Origin of the sequence: Collinsella sp. Sow4_E3, assembly GCF_052116285.1 — a bacterium.
Taxonomy (GTDB): Bacteria; Actinomycetota; Coriobacteriia; order Coriobacteriales; family Coriobacteriaceae; genus Collinsella.
The window spans coordinates 222875-236975 of sequence record NZ_JBQKLJ010000002.1 but is presented as its reverse complement, the minus strand read 5'-3'; the positions used below and the strand labels follow the sequence as shown (position 1 = coordinate 236975).

The 14101-nt window shown below is 59.8% G+C and carries 12 protein-coding genes and 5 tRNA genes; 13 read left to right on the top strand and 4 right to left on the bottom strand.

What is annotated here, in order from left to right; translation table 11 throughout:
- Window positions 1-59 precede the first annotated feature (59 nt).
- From gyrB to typA, 9 genes are all read left to right on the top strand, one after another.
- Window positions 60-2090 (top strand): DNA topoisomerase (ATP-hydrolyzing) subunit B, encoded by a 2031-nt coding sequence (gyrB, locus tag ACTQ48_RS02915; RefSeq protein WP_427717924.1) that lies wholly within the window; start codon window positions 60-62, stop codon window positions 2088-2090.
- Window positions 2091-2275: 185 nt separating this feature from the next.
- A complete protein-coding gene (gene gyrA, locus ACTQ48_RS02910; protein WP_441570092.1) occupies window positions 2276-4987 on the top strand; it encodes a DNA gyrase subunit A in 2712 nt (903 codons plus the stop codon).
- Window positions 4988-5287: 300 nt separating this feature from the next.
- Window positions 5288-5364 (top strand) — tRNA-Ile (locus tag ACTQ48_RS02905).
- A 67-nt stretch (window positions 5365-5431) separates the two neighbouring features.
- Window positions 5432-5507: transfer RNA gene (locus ACTQ48_RS02900), tRNA-Ala, on the top strand.
- Between the two features lie 4 nt (window positions 5508-5511).
- Window positions 5512-5588: transfer RNA gene (locus ACTQ48_RS02895), tRNA-Ile, on the top strand.
- 282 nt (window positions 5589-5870) lie between these two features.
- On the top strand, window positions 5871-6371 hold the full coding sequence (locus ACTQ48_RS02890; protein WP_441570080.1) for a bifunctional nuclease family protein: 501 nt from the start codon (window positions 5871-5873) through the stop codon (window positions 6369-6371).
- On the top strand, window positions 6372-6761 hold the full coding sequence (locus ACTQ48_RS02885; RefSeq protein ID WP_441563905.1) for a hypothetical protein: 390 nt from the start codon (window positions 6372-6374) through the stop codon (window positions 6759-6761).
- Between the two features lie 30 nt (window positions 6762-6791).
- Window positions 6792-7241 (top strand): hypothetical protein, encoded by a 450-nt coding sequence (locus tag ACTQ48_RS02880; protein WP_154516767.1) that lies wholly within the window; start codon window positions 6792-6794, stop codon window positions 7239-7241.
- A 118-nt stretch (window positions 7242-7359) separates the two neighbouring features.
- On the top strand, window positions 7360-9198 hold the full coding sequence (typA, locus tag ACTQ48_RS02875) for a translational GTPase TypA (protein ID WP_154516764.1): 1839 nt from the start codon (window positions 7360-7362) through the stop codon (window positions 9196-9198).
- 104 nt (window positions 9199-9302) lie between these two features.
- Here the strand turns inward: typA and ACTQ48_RS02870 are convergent, their stop codons facing one another.
- The 4 genes from ACTQ48_RS02870 to ACTQ48_RS02855 form a co-directional block, all read right to left on the bottom strand.
- Window positions 9303-10448: a hypothetical protein gene (locus ACTQ48_RS02870; protein ID WP_441570079.1), complete on the bottom strand. Its 1146-nt coding sequence runs from the start codon at window positions 10446-10448 to the stop codon at window positions 9303-9305.
- A gap of 184 nt (window positions 10449-10632) precedes the next feature.
- Window positions 10633-11322, bottom strand: coding sequence for a trimeric intracellular cation channel family protein (locus tag ACTQ48_RS02865; RefSeq protein ID WP_229770653.1), 690 nt, complete (start codon window positions 11320-11322; stop codon window positions 10633-10635).
- Between the two features lie 300 nt (window positions 11323-11622).
- Window positions 11623-11713, bottom strand: a tRNA-Ser gene (locus ACTQ48_RS02860).
- Between the two features lie 48 nt (window positions 11714-11761).
- Window positions 11762-11852: transfer RNA gene (locus tag ACTQ48_RS02855), tRNA-Ser, on the bottom strand.
- Between the two features lie 493 nt (window positions 11853-12345).
- On the opposite strand from ACTQ48_RS02855, the gene rpsF reads away from it, so the two are divergent.
- The 4 genes from rpsF to rplI all read left to right on the top strand — a co-directional run bounded on the left by rpsF (window position 12346) and on the right by rplI (window position 14034).
- Window positions 12346-12639 carry a 30S ribosomal protein S6 gene (gene rpsF, locus ACTQ48_RS02850; protein WP_006235831.1) on the top strand — a complete coding sequence of 98 codons (294 nt, stop codon included), beginning with the start codon at window positions 12346-12348 and terminating at the stop codon, window positions 12637-12639.
- Window positions 12640-12687: 48 nt separating this feature from the next.
- On the top strand, window positions 12688-13140 hold the full coding sequence (locus tag ACTQ48_RS02845) for a single-stranded DNA-binding protein (protein ID WP_006235830.1): 453 nt from the start codon (window positions 12688-12690) through the stop codon (window positions 13138-13140).
- Between the two features lie 72 nt (window positions 13141-13212).
- Window positions 13213-13479 carry a 30S ribosomal protein S18 gene (rpsR, locus tag ACTQ48_RS02840; protein WP_006235829.1) on the top strand — a complete coding sequence of 89 codons (267 nt, stop codon included), beginning with the start codon at window positions 13213-13215 and terminating at the stop codon, window positions 13477-13479.
- Between the two features lie 15 nt (window positions 13480-13494).
- Window positions 13495-14034 (top strand): 50S ribosomal protein L9, encoded by a 540-nt coding sequence (gene rplI, locus ACTQ48_RS02835; RefSeq protein WP_154516756.1) that lies wholly within the window; start codon window positions 13495-13497, stop codon window positions 14032-14034.
- Window positions 14035-14101: the final 67 nt, after the last annotated feature.

Sequence of the window (14101 nt, the reverse complement as noted above, 5' to 3'; positions counted from 1 at the left end):
GGTATTTTTTACGATAAAATAGTAAGGCTATACAGATTTTCTTAATCGAAGGAGGACGTGTGGCAAACGAAAACGATTACGATGGCGGCGAAATTAAGATCCTCGAGGGTCTCGAAGCCGTCCGTAAGCGCCCGGGCATGTATATCGGCTCGACGAGCGCCAGCGGTCTGCACCACCTGGTGTGGGAGATCGTTGACAACTCCGTCGACGAGGCCATGGCCGGTTTCTGCACCGAGATTCAGGTGACGGTCCACGCCGACAACTCCATTACAGTCGTCGATAACGGGCGCGGCATCCCCGTCGACGAGCACCCTGTCAAAAAGATTCCGACGCTCGAGGTCGTCATGACGATCCTTCACGCCGGCGGTAAGTTCGATAACTCGGCCTATAAGGTTTCCGGCGGCCTGCACGGCGTGGGCATCTCCGTTGTCAACGCCCTGTCCAAGCGCGTGGTCGTGCAGGTGCGCCGCGACGGCAATATCTACGAGATGGAATTCTCGCGCGGCAAGACCGTCAAGAAGATGGAGGTCGTGGGCACCTCGGATTCGACGGGCACCACCGTCTCCTTCTGGCCCGACGACGAGATCTTCGAGACCTGCGTCTACGATTTCGATACACTGCACAATCGTCTGCAAGAGACGGCGTTTCTCAACAAGAACCTCAAGATCGTGCTGACTGACGAGCGTGAGGCGGCTCCCCGCGTGGAGGAGTTTTGCTACGAGGGCGGCATCATCGACTTCGTCAAGTTCCTCAACGACGGCAAGGACGTCCCCGAGGCCTTTAAGGAGCCCATCTACATTGAGGGCAAATCGGACCCGGATGCGCCCGTGGCCAAGATGGGCGAGGTCGAGGTGTCCCTGCAGTGGAACGCCGGTTATGGCGAGAACGTCATGTCGTTTGCCAACGATATCTACACCCCCGAGGGCGGCATGCACCTCGAGGGCTTCCGCACCGCCCTCACCCGCGTGATTAACGATTACGCCCGCAAGCAGAACCTGCTTAAGGAGAAAGAGGCCAACCTGAGCGGTGACGACGTGCGCGAGGGTCTCTCGGCCGTCATCTCGGTCAAGCTGCCCGATCCGCAGTTTGAGGGCCAGACCAAGGCCAAGCTCGGTAGTTCCTACATGCGCGCGCTTACGCTCAAGATCGTGACCGACGGTCTTGCCGACTACCTTGAGGAGCACCCCAAGCCCGCCCGCGAGATCGTCAAGAAGGCGCAGCAGGCCTGCAAGGCCCGCAACGCCGCCCGCAAGGCGCGCGAGGCGACCCGTCGCAAGAGCCTGCTCGAGACGGCCTCGCTGCCCGGCAAACTCGCCGACTGCTCGGTGCGCGATGCCGAGCTGACCGAGCTCTTCATCGTAGAGGGCGACTCGGCAGGCGGTTCGGCCAAGGACGGCCGCCGCCGAGACATCCAGGCGATTCTGCCCCTGCGCGGCAAGATTCTGAACGTCGAGCGCGTGGGCGACCACCGTGCGTTCTCGAGCGACACCATCCAGTCGCTGATCACCGCGATCGGTTGCGGCGTCACGACGAGCGCCGGCGACGGCGGCGACTTCGATATCACCAAGGCGCGCTACCACAAGATCATCATCATGACCGATGCAGATGTCGACGGTGCGCATATCCGCATCCTGCTGCTGACGTTCTTCTACAAGTACATGCGTCCGCTGATCGATGCCGGCTATGTCTATGTTGCCTGCCCGCCTATCTTTGGCATTAAGGTGCGCAACAAGATCCACTACGTGTATCCCAACGGCCGACAGCCCGAAGACGAGATTCTGCGCGACACCATTCAGAGCCTGGGCCTGAACCCCGACGACAACGACGAGGACGGCAAGGCCAAGGATGGCAAGATCACCAAGAAGCGCAAGGGCTATACCGTCCAGCGCTACAAGGGCCTGGGTGAGATGGACCCCAAGCAGCTTGCCTCGACGACGATGGACCCCAAGACCCGCATTTTGCAGCGCGTGACGATCGAGGATGCCGTGGTGGCGGACCGTGCCGTACGCGAGCTCATGGGTTCCGAGGTGGGCTATCGCCGCGAGTACATTGAAAAACACGCGCATGATGCACGCTTCTTAGATGCCTAACCTGTTCGGCTTTCCCAGCCACCGCACCTTCGCCCTCAATCGTCGGTTGCGTACCCAAGTACGCTTCCCTCCTCTTTCGGGCGAATCTGCGGCACCTGGAAAAGCCGTCTCCGTGGTAGGGAACTAATGGACCACGCAAACCATGAGGAGGTAACGTGGCAGACGATATCAACAGCAACGAGGGTATGGACGAGGCCGGCGACGCCGGTATGCCCGATGATCTGAAGCGCCTGCTCGCCCGCGCCGAGCAGGGCGAGGATGGCGACCCGGATTCCTACAACCCCGATGTCGAGGATGAAGAGGAAGAGGATGACGACGCCGAGCTCGAGGAGAGCTTTGGCGCGGTCGATCGCGGCGCCTCGGCCGGCGAGGACATCAACGGCGGCCAGCTCCAGATTTCGGAGTTTGGCCGCGAGATGAAGCAGTCGTTTATCGAGTACTCGATGTCGGTCATTACGGCACGCGCCCTGCCGGACGTGCGCGACGGCTTAAAGCCGGTGCACCGCCGCATCCTGTACGCCATGAACGAGAGCGGCATCTACCCCAACCGCCCGCACAAGAAGTCGGCCTGGACGGTCGGCGAAGTTATCGGTAAGTACCACCCCCACGGCGACTCCGCGGTCTATGAGACCATGGTTCGTCTGGCGCAGTGGTTCTCCATGCGCACGCCGCTTATCGACGGCCACGGCAACTTTGGAAACATCGACGGCGACGGTGCCGCAGCTATGCGTTACACCGAGAGCCGTCTGGCAAAGCCCGCCATGGAGCTGCTCCGCGACCTGCAGAAGGATACCGTCGACTGGCAGCCCAACTACGACGAGTCGCTCGCCGAGCCCGTGGTACTGCCCGCACGCTTCCCCAACCTGCTGGTTAATGGCAGCCAAGGCATCGCTGTAGGCATGGCCACCAATATCGCCCCGCATAACCTCACCGAGGCGATCGAGGCCACCTGCTACCTGATCGACAACCCCGACGCCACCGTCGACGAGCTCATGCAGATTATGCCCGGCCCGGACTTTCCCACCGGTGCCATCATCATGGGTAGCGCCGGCATTAGGCAGAGCTACGAGACCGGCCGCGGTTCCATCACCGTGCGCGCCAAGGCCCATGTGGAGTCCACCAAGACCGGCCGCAGCCGCCTGGTCTTTACCGAGATTCCCTACATGGTCAACAAGGGCACCCTTCAGGAGAAAATCGCCCAGCTCGTAAACGACAAGCGCATCGAGGGCATCTCGGACATGCGCGACGAGTCCAACCAAAAGGGCATCCGTCTGGTCATTGAGCTCAAGAAGGGCGTTATCCCGCAGGTCGTACTTAACAACCTGTATAAGTACACCTCGCTGCAGACCACCTTTGGTGCCAACAATCTGGCGCTCGTCAATGGCGTTCCTAAATGCCTGAGCCTGCGCGAGATGCTGCAACACTACATCGACCACCAGGTCGACGTAGTCACCCGCCGCACCCACTTTGACCTTAAAAAGGCCCAGGCCCGTGCACATATCCTTGAGGGCTACCTTATGGCCCTCGACCATATCGACGAGGTCATTAGCATCATCCGCTCCTCGCAGACCGATGCCGAGGCCAGCAGCCGCCTGATTGAGCGTTTTGGCTTTACGCCCGAGCAGACCACGGCCATCCTCGAGATGAAGCTGCGTCGCCTGACCGGCCTGGAGCGCGACAAGATCCAGGAAGAGCTGGACGGCCTGCGCCGTGCTATCGCCTACTACGAGGACCTGCTGACGCACGAGGAGAAGATTCTGGGCGTCATCAAGGAAGAGATGCGCGAGATCTCCAAGAAGTTTGGCGACAAGCGCCGTACCGAGATCAGCCAGATCGAGAAGGATCTGGATGTCGAGGACCTCATCGCCGACGAGGACATGGTCGTGACGATCACCCACACCGGCTATGTGAAGCGTATCCCGGTGGCCGCTTACCGCGCCCAGAAGCGCGGCGGCAAGGGCGTGTCGGGCGTCAACCTTAAAGAGGACGACGTTATCGACGAGATGTTTATCGCGTCCACCCACGAGTATGTGCTGTTCTTCTCGAGCAAGGGCAAGGTCTACCGTCTGAAGGTGCACGAGCTGCCGGTTGGTACGCGCCAGGCGCGCGGCACCGCGATCGTCAACCTGCTTCCCTTTGAGGAGGGCGAGAAGATCGCGAGCGTCATTAGCTGTCGTAAGTTCCCCGCCGATGAGTACCTGATGTTTGCCACCAAGAACGGCATGGTCAAGAAGACCGTGATGAGCGCCTATGATCGCAGCCGCCGCGATGGCCTAATCGCCATCAACCTGAGGGACGACGACGCGCTGCTCGCCGTGCGCCGCGTGCGCGAGGGCGACAAGATCATCATGGCCACCACTGCGGGCAAGGCGATCATGTTCCCCGAGGACCAGGTTCGCGCTACCGGCCGCGACACCAGCGGTGTCCGCGGCATTGGCATGAAGGACGGCGTGAGTGTCCTGGGCATGGAGGTCACCAACGGCGAGGGAGACCTGTTTGTCATTACCGAGTGCGGCTACGGCAAGCGCACGCCGGTCTCGGATTATCCGGAGCAAAACCGCGGCGGCCAGGGTGTCTACACCATTCAAATGACCGAGCGCAAGGGCAACCTTGCGGCCATGAAGGCGGTCGGCCCGCAGCATGAGCTGTTTATCGTGACGGAGGGCGCGACGGTCATTCGCGTCAAGACCGACGAGATCAGCCAGACCGGTCGAACCACGCAGGGTGTCAAGATGATGACCGTAAGCGATGACGACCGCGTGTGCGCCGTTGCCCGCATGACAGCCGCCGAAGAGAAGCCCGAGGGAGAAAGTACCGAGACCGCAGACGTCACCGAAGAGGCCCCAGTCGACCTAGGCGACGGCAACGACATACCAGAGGATCTCCTAGACGAGTAAGAGGCCCTAGCTAGTAAAAATCATCAGACCCCATATATCGGCGGTCGGCGCACTGCGCGCCGACCGCTTTTTTGACAATCTTTGAACCCCACGTCGGCCCCGGCTGCCCGGCGGCATGCGAAGTCGATCGCGAGTTCCGCACGAGCCGGAGAGCACTTAATGTGCTCTCCGTGCGAGCAGGACTGTCCGGGCAGGAGTCTTCGCACGCCGCCGGGCAGCCGGGGCCGACACCCTTCAAAGATTTTCAAAAAAGTTGTTGACGTGCGCGTAATGACTCGTCTAATATATCCCTTGCGCGATGGACCTGTAGCTCAGTTGGTTAGAGCGTCCGGCTGATAACCGGGAGGTCACAAGTTCGAATCTTGTCAGGTCCACCACTTTCTTTCGCAATAAACACCCCAGCGAGAGCCGAGTCGCCGCTGGGGTGTTTATTACTGTCTCCGTGGGGGTTTAGCTCAGCTGGGAGAGCGCGGGCTTTGCAAGCCTGAGGTCAGGGGTTCGATCCCCCTAACCTCCACCATGATGGACCTGTAGCTCAGTTGGTTAGAGCGTCCGGCTGATAACCGGGAGGTCACAAGTTCGAATCTTGTCAGGTCCACCATCAAAACGTTAAGAGCCCTGGGGCATTGCCTCGGGGCTTTTTTCTTACCCGTTGGAGCAGTTAATTTGGGACGGGGCTTTTTTGGCTACCCTGTTCTGCGCAGCCTCAGTTTCTAGACCTGCCGCTGGGTAGCTAAAAAAGCCCCGTCCCAAATTAACTAAAAAAGCCCCGTCCCAAATTAACTACTTTGATTTTGTGTGCTGGGCGAAAGATTGGGTAGTATAGCTATTCAATGCGGCGGAGCTGCCGCGCATGCCAATAACAACGTACCGGAGGTGTTCCATGGTTCGTGTCGACATAGAGACCATCGTCATGGCCGCCGGTCCCGTGCCATCGCTGATCGTCTTGCGCGAGCGTTGCCGTAAGTCGGATTCGTCCGCGCCGCTGCGCTCTCTTTCCATCCAGACCGGTTCCTACGAGGCAGCGGCCATCAGCCGCGGTATCGATACCGGCCGCACCGATCGCCCCATCACCCACGATCTTTTGCTCGATACCATCGAAGTGGTGGGAGCAAAGATCGAGCGTATCGAGATCGTGCGCGCCGAGCCGCCGGTGTTCTACGCGACGGTCGTCGTGCACACCGATAGGGGCGAGCATATGCTTGACGCGCGACCGAGCGACGCTATCGCCCTTGCCGTGCGCAGCAATGCCCCCATGTTTGTGGAGGACGACATCATGAATCGCTTGGGCACCGTCTCTCCGCTTGCCGACGAGGTTGACGACGAGGGTGAGTTCGAGAAGTTTGACGAGTTTGTCCACACGCTCTCGCCCGATGATTTCTAAATGTCGGTTGAGCACGATGCACGGCGAGCGCTGATGGGTACCAGTGTGTCGACCGAAGCAGCCGCTATCGCGCGTGAGGCCCATATGCGCGCCGAGGCATTTGAGGCCGCGCGCATTGCGTATGTGACGCAGGCTCGCACTCTTCGCGAGCGCCGTGACTCCTATATCAAGATGGTTGTTGTCTCCGCGCTTGCCGCGGTAATCTTGTCGCGGCTTCGTGGTACAGTTGGTGCGCTTGGGTTTTCGATTTCGATGGGCCTGGTGATCTGGGGCGTGGTCGATGCGGTGATGCTGACCAACCAGATCAAGGTGCTCGACAAGCGCGCGGCGGATATGGTTCGCGCCCGTGACGCTGCCGCCAGAATCGCGGCCGAGGCACAGGAGTTATAACGACGCCGAATGTGATGGGAAGGTCAAAAGATGGCACAGGATATGCAGGACGCCGGTAACGTCTCCGCCGAGCTCGACGCCATGGTGTGCGATCTGATCGGTGCGTTTTTGGACGACCTTGCCGCCGGTGAAAACCCGGGCGTTGTCGTGGCGATCGAGGATGCCGCCTCCAACCGCTATCTTGCGGCTCTCGACGAGGACGGTGAGGAGGCATGCCTGGAGGCTGCCACCAACTTTATCTCCGAGCACAAGATGGGTCTCAAGGACGAAGGCCTGGGCCGCATCGCCCGCTATGCCATCGGCTACACCGGCTGTGTGGAGATCGAGGGCGGATATCACGACGCTTTGCTCGTTAGCTTCTTCGAGACCACGCTCGAGAGCGGTTTTTCGGCATATGTGCTGTACGAGGGCATGGGCGCCGGCGATGGTTTTATGTGGAGCGACCCTGAACCTGCAGGTGAGGAAACCCCTCTCATCTAGAATCGCTAAAATAAACGAGTTTTTCGGTAAAAGGCTCAATATTCCCGCCGAGCGTTGTGTTGCTGGACGGGTCGCATACGCGTGCCGTTTGTATATAGATAGAAGATAGGGGAACTACATGCGCGTAGACAATCTGAGGAACATCGCCATTATCGCCCACGTCGATCACGGTAAGACGACGATGGTCGATAAGCTCCTGCGTGCCACGGACGCCTTCCGTGCCAACCAGCAGGTCGAGGATCGCGTCCTGGACTCCAACGACCAGGAGCGCGAGCGCGGCATCACGATTCTCGCCAAGAACATCTCTATCGAGTACAAGGACGTTAAGATCAACGTCATCGACACCCCGGGCCACGCCGACTTTGGCGGTGAGGTCGAGCGCGTGCTGCGCATGGCCGACGGCGCCCTGCTGCTGGTCGACGCCTTTGAGGGCCCCATGCCCCAGACCCGCTTTGTCCTACGTCACGCCATCGACACTGGCCTTAAGATCATGATCGTCATCAACAAGATCGACCGTCCGGGCGCCAACCCCGAGAAGGCCTACAACGACTGTCTGGACCTTATGGCCGACCTGGGCGCCACCGACGACCAGCTCGAGTTTGCCATGGAGCACGTGGTCTATGCCAGCGCCATGAATGGCTTTGCCCGCCTTGACCCCAACGACGGCAACATGGACATGTACCCGCTGCTCGACATGATCATCGACGACATGCCCGCGCCCGAGGTTGACGAGACCGCGCCGCTCGCTATGCAGTGCGTGACCATCGACCACTCCAACTTTGTCGGCCGCATCGGCATTGGCCGCGTGTACTCCGGCACCATTCGCCAGGGCGATCAGATCCTGGTCGTCAAGAACGACGGTTCCAGCGCCACCGCTACCGTCAAGCAGCTCTTTACCTTCGACTACCTGGGCCGCACCGAGTGCCAGGAAGTCGGCGCCGGCGACATTGCCGCCGTCGTGGGTATCGAGCGCACCGACATCGGCGATGTCTACACCGATCCCGAGAACCCCGTCGAACTCGAGCCTATCGAGATCGATCCGCCGACCCTGTCCATCGTCTTTGAGGCCTCGACCTCTCCGCTCGTCGGCCGCGATGGCGACATTGTGGGCGCTCGTCAGCTCAAGGAGCGCCTGTTCAATGAGGCCGAGAACAATGTGACCATGAAGATTGAGGAGCTCGAGGACAAGAGCGGCGTCGAGGTCTCGGGCCGCGGCATTCTGCACCTGTCCGTCCTGATGGAGTCCATGCGTCGCGAGGGCTTTGAGTTCCAGGTCGGCCGTCCCCGCGTTCTGTTTAAGAAGGATGAGAACGGCAACAAGATGGAGCCCGTCGAGCAGGCTGTCGTCGAGTGCCCGGACGAGTACTCGGGCAAGGTCGTCGAGGTCTTTGGCACCTCTGGCGGCATTATGACCAGCATGGACACCTCGGGCATCGTGACGCACCTTGAGTTTAAGATCCCGACCCGCGGCATCATGGGCCTTAAGAACCGCATCATGAACGTCACTCACGGCGAGGGCGTGTTCTATCACACCTTCCTGGAGTACGGTCCTTACGCCGGCGAGATCGGCAACCGTCAGAACGGCGCCATGATCTCCATGACCACCGAGAAGGCCGTTGCCTACGCTCTGGGCACGCTGCAGGAGCGCGGCCAGCTGTTTGTTGAGCCGGGTGTCGAGTGCTACGAGGGCATGATCGTGGGTGAGCGCAGCAAGGCCGGCGACATGGTCGTCAACATCGCCCGTACCAAGAACCTGGGCAACCAGCGTTCCTCGACCTCCGATATCTCCGTGCAGCTGGTGCCGCCTCGCACCTTCTCGCTGGAGGAGGCGCTGGAGTACATCGCCGATGACGAACTGGTGGAGATCACCCCCAAGAACATCCGTCTGCGCAAGCGTCTGCTCAACGCCACCGATCGCAAGAAGGCTGCCGTTCGCGCCGGTCAGGTCAACAAATAAGCGCTGCGCTCTGTAGCATTCACAAGAAAGGGCGTCGACCATCGCGGCCGGCGCCCTTTTTGTACCACCACAAAGAGGAAGGACACCTTTGCGGTGGTTGGCGGTTAGGCGGAGGGAAGGCCCGGGGTGTTGGGGGCCTGTTGCGGCTTGACGTGGGCGTTGCGCCAGATGATCTGAATGAGATAGCCCAGCGTAAAGACGAAGGCTACGCCGCTGATAAAGTTGCCCATAAGGGGAAGTGCTGTAAGGGCGCCGGCGATGGCGCCGCCCACGGCGGCCATGGCGTAGCGGTTCTGGCTGTGCCCGACCATGCGTGCGACCGCGGTGCCCGCAAAGGACGCCGAGACCAGGGCGATGCCGATGACGCCGCACATCAGGGCTCCGGCGAGCGACAGGCCGGCAATAGAGATGATGAGCAGCAAGATGGCGGGAACGGCGGCTACCGTGCCCAAAAGACCGCTCACCCACAGCGGGGCGGGGTGCTGGTGAAGCATGCCGGCCGCGCTGGCTGTTGCACGCGGAAAGACGAGCTCAAGGAGAATCGCGACAAAGCAGGTGGAAAGAGCTGCGGCAACGATGCCGCCGATGACGTCGTTGACGGTGGAGGTATCCTCGTTCTCGGTGCGGTCGATCTTGAGGGCCCCCACTTTGGCGCCGTCGGCGCGTTCGGGGTCCTGTGAGACATGAGCGTTTACGGTACCGGTGATGTTGGCGTTTTTGCCGAGCACCAGCTTGTCGGCCCAGACCTCAACATCGCCATCGACAGTGCCGTCGATGGTTACCGTATTGCCCGCGAGCGCTGCCGACTTGGCGGAGCCGCGCAGGGCAACCGTCTCACCTGCGGCATAGAAGCAATTGGCGGTACTGCCGGAGTTAAGTACGACGTGCTGAGCGGCAACTGTCACGCTTCCATCAATGGTGGTCTTGGCGATATCGATGGTGCGCGCCGCCAGGCGAACGGCGCCGCCTACGGTGCAGTCGCGAATCGACAGGCTTTCGCCGGCGGCGATGATATCGCGGTCGATGGAAGCGTCGTCCAGGCTAAGGCTTTGACCGGCCCAGTACAGATCGCCCCCGACGCCGGATGGACTGGAATCCCCGTCGGACACGAAAACATTGCCCGCGGTGTCGGTGCCGGCGAATGCCATGGAAGGCAGCGCGGTAAACGCCAGCGCGATAAGCGCGAAGGCCATAATGAGGTGTCCGCGCATGTTGTGATGTTGCGCCGCCGCGGGTTGGTTGTGAGGCATGGTGAATCCTTTGCTTGGTGATTTGCATACGCCCAATATGGTACCCATTACGCCTTCGCTCTAAAAGAAACTCGCGGTTGCAGTATTCTGCATGGGCAATTGCCTACGTAAGGCGTCGCGGGATATCGGGCCTGCGGCCGGTTGTAGATAGGCTGTCACCTAGCGATGGGCCGGGCCGTGCTATCTATTTTTTACGATGTAGGAAACGCGCGATATCGTCCTCGGTGGGGCTTTTGATGTCAAAGCGCAGCGAGAGCCAGCGCAGGCCCATGGTCACTGCGACGCAAACGACCAGCGCGACGACATTGCTGACCAAGCCGCTCATGACAAGGCAAACATAGCTTGCCGATCCAGCGATAGCCGCGATGGCATAGAAGTTGGTGCGCTGGAAAATACCCGGCACCACGCCCATAAAACCATCACGCAGCATGCCGCCGCCTACCGCGGTAAAAAAGCCCATCATGATGCACACGACCGGTGCAAATCCGTACACGAGCGCCTTATCTGCGCCGGTTGCCGCATAAATACCCACCGAGATGATGTCGAGCAGGGGGATGAGCTTGTCGGGCTTGTCGACGATGGCAGGGAAGATGTAGATGATGGCCGCCGTGGCGATGGACAGCGGCAGCGCCATGGGCTGGTTAAGGATGTAGACGTTGCCCACCTGGAGCGTCATATCGCGCAAAAGACCGCCACCCAGACCGCAGACCACGGCGAGCGCGACGGCGCCCACCAGATCGAGTTTGTGCTCGCGCGCAACCAGTACACCCGAAATCGATGCCGCGACGACAGCGAACATCTCGAGCCAAAACGGGATGGCAACCATGGCATCCGAGGCGTGTGCGGTAACGATTACAGTGGCGATGACGGGCAAGGTGGGTTCCTTTGGGTAGTTGGATTGGAAAATGCCCGTACATAGTACATGGTTGTGGGAGGTCGTGACCCCATTGCTCGGTAAACGGTCGGAACTGGGCGCGGTCACAGGTTCCAAACATGTACATCAGCATCCAAAAACGACATTTTTTGACATCTTTGGAGGGTGATGTACATGTTTGGAGATCTGGGTTGGTGTTGAACGCCCTGGCGGGTTCGAACCCCTCCTCCGCCGCCGTATTTGTTTGTAAGGGAATCAAAACAAAAAAGCTCCCTTTGCTGGGAGCTTTCTCAACCAAAATGGCGGAGGAGGAGGGATTCGAACCCTCGTGACCTTATACAGGCCAAACGGTTTTCGAGACCGCCGCATTCAACCACTCTGCCACCCCTCCGCGTGGGGTAAAAACAAAGCAGGCACAAAGGCCTGCTTTGGAATTAACTGGCGGAGAGTCAGGGATTTGAACCCTGGAGACGCTTTTGACGCCTACACGATTTCCAATCGTGCTCCTTCGGCCACTCGGACAACTCTCCGTTAAATGCGAAAGTCAGTATACACGAGGAATCGCAAAGTGCAAACCAAAAACTTGGCATTTTTTAAATTGCGTCGCTCCGTCGTTTGCCCAACCGTGCCGAAACCAATCGATGACCTGCGTAATCGGCCCAGGCGAACTGTTCAAATGAGGTAGTTACGGACGGTCGGGAATCAAGTTTAATAATTCAAAATGTCGCGTTGTACCGCTGGTATGCATTTTGCGACCGCAGCCATGCTGCGAGCGACTTGCGGTTATCTGGCAGAAAGTCGGTATGTACCCGCCCTTGTCCTCAAATCCGTCAAGCTCTTGGACGGCATTTGGTTGGAATACGCAAGAAAGGCCGTGCGAGTATGGGCATATGTGGAGGTCATGAGGTTGTAGCTGCATATTCTTGCAGCCTGGGAGGTTGAAAGATACTATTACCAAGTCTTTTCCTGCTTCAGGCGCACCTTCACGACCTGAAGCCACATTTGTCCAGAGGAGGTGACAATATGAAGGCTTATGAACTGCTGTTCTTTGTTGACCCGTCGCTCGACCCCGAGACTCGTCTCGCTGTTATGAAGCGTATCGATACCACGATCGCTGAGGGCGCTGGCAAGGTCGACTCCGTTGACGAGTGGGGCAAGCGCAAGCTCGCCTACGAGATCAACGACCTCACCGATGGTGACTACACCCTCATCAACTTCCACGCAGATCCTACCCAGATCGCCGAGCTTGATCGCGTCCTGCGCATCACCGACGCTGTGGTCCGCCACATGATCGTCCGTCGCGACGACCAGGAGTAAGACTGTCGTTTTGTACTGGGCTTGTGCCCCAAGAGGAAGTAGTGAGTAATGAGCATCAATCGAGTGAACATCACCGGTAACCTCACCCGCGATCCCGAGCTGCGCGCCACTGCCGGCGGAACCCAGGTTCTGTCCTTTGGCGTCGCCGTGAACGATCGCCGCCGCAATGCGCAGACTGGCGAGTGGGAGGACTATCCCAACTTTGTCGACTGCACTATGTTCGGCACCCGCGCCGAGGCCGTGAGCCGTTTCCTGGCAAAGGGAAACAAGGTCGCGATCGAGGGCAAGCTGCGCTACAGCTCTTGGGAGCGCGACGGTCAGCGCAGGAGCAAGCTTGAGGTCATCGTCGATGAGATTGAGTTTATGAGCTCCCGTGGTGGCCAGGGTGGCTACGATCAGGGCGGTTACGCCCCCGCAGCTCCCGCGCCCGCAGCACGTCCTGCCGCACCGGTGGCTACGCCGCCCGCGGTCGACGTCTACGATGAGGACATCCCGTTTTAAGGGTTGTTCACCTATTTTTGAGTGAGAGGCGGCTTCGGTTCGCCGAAGTTGCCAAATGAAAGGTATTTTGACATGGCTAATGATTTTTCTGCACGTCAGCCGCGTCGTAAGTACTGCCAGTTCTGCAAGGAGAACACTGAGTTCATCGACTATAAGGACACTCAGCTTCTCCGTAAGTACATGACCGACCGTGGCAAGATCAAGCCCCGTCGCGTCACTGGCGCTTGCACGCAGCATCAGCATGACATCGCCAACGCCATCAAGCGCGCCCGCGAGATGGCTCTCCTGCCGTACACCGTCCCCGTGGTTTCCTCCCGTGGCAACCGCGACCGCGGCTAAGAAGGGAGACGCATCATGAAGGTTATTCTTCTCGATGAGATCAAGGGCAAGGGCGGCGAGGGTGACGTCGTAGAGGTCGCTCAGGGTTACGCTGAGAACTTCCTGTTCCCCAAGAAGCTCGCTGTTGCCGCCACCAAGGGCAACCTCAAGCAGCTTGACGAGCGTCGCAACAACATCGCCAAGCGCGAGGCCGTCCGTCTGGCTACCGCCAACGAGACCAAGGCTGCCCTCGAGGGCAAGCAGGTCACCGTCGACGTCAAGGTCGGCGACGAGGGCATCCTCTTTGGCTCCGTCACCGCCGCTATGATCGCTGACGCCATCAAGGATCAGCTCGGTATGGACATCGACCGCAAGCGCGTCGAGCTCGGCAAGCCCATCAAGGTTGCCGGTGCCCACACCGTTGCCATCTCGCTGTACCGCGAGATCAAGGCCGAGGTTGTCGTTCTCGTCGGCGTTACCGCCGAGGAGCTCGCTGCCGAGGCTGAGGTCGAGGAGGCCGCTGAGGTCGCCGAGGCCGAGACCGCCGAGGTCGAGACCGAGGCTGCTGCCGAGTAGCATTTGCTGCAACGCAACAATCTTGTTCTAAGAAGGGCGCTCTGGGAGACCGGGGCGCCCTTTTATT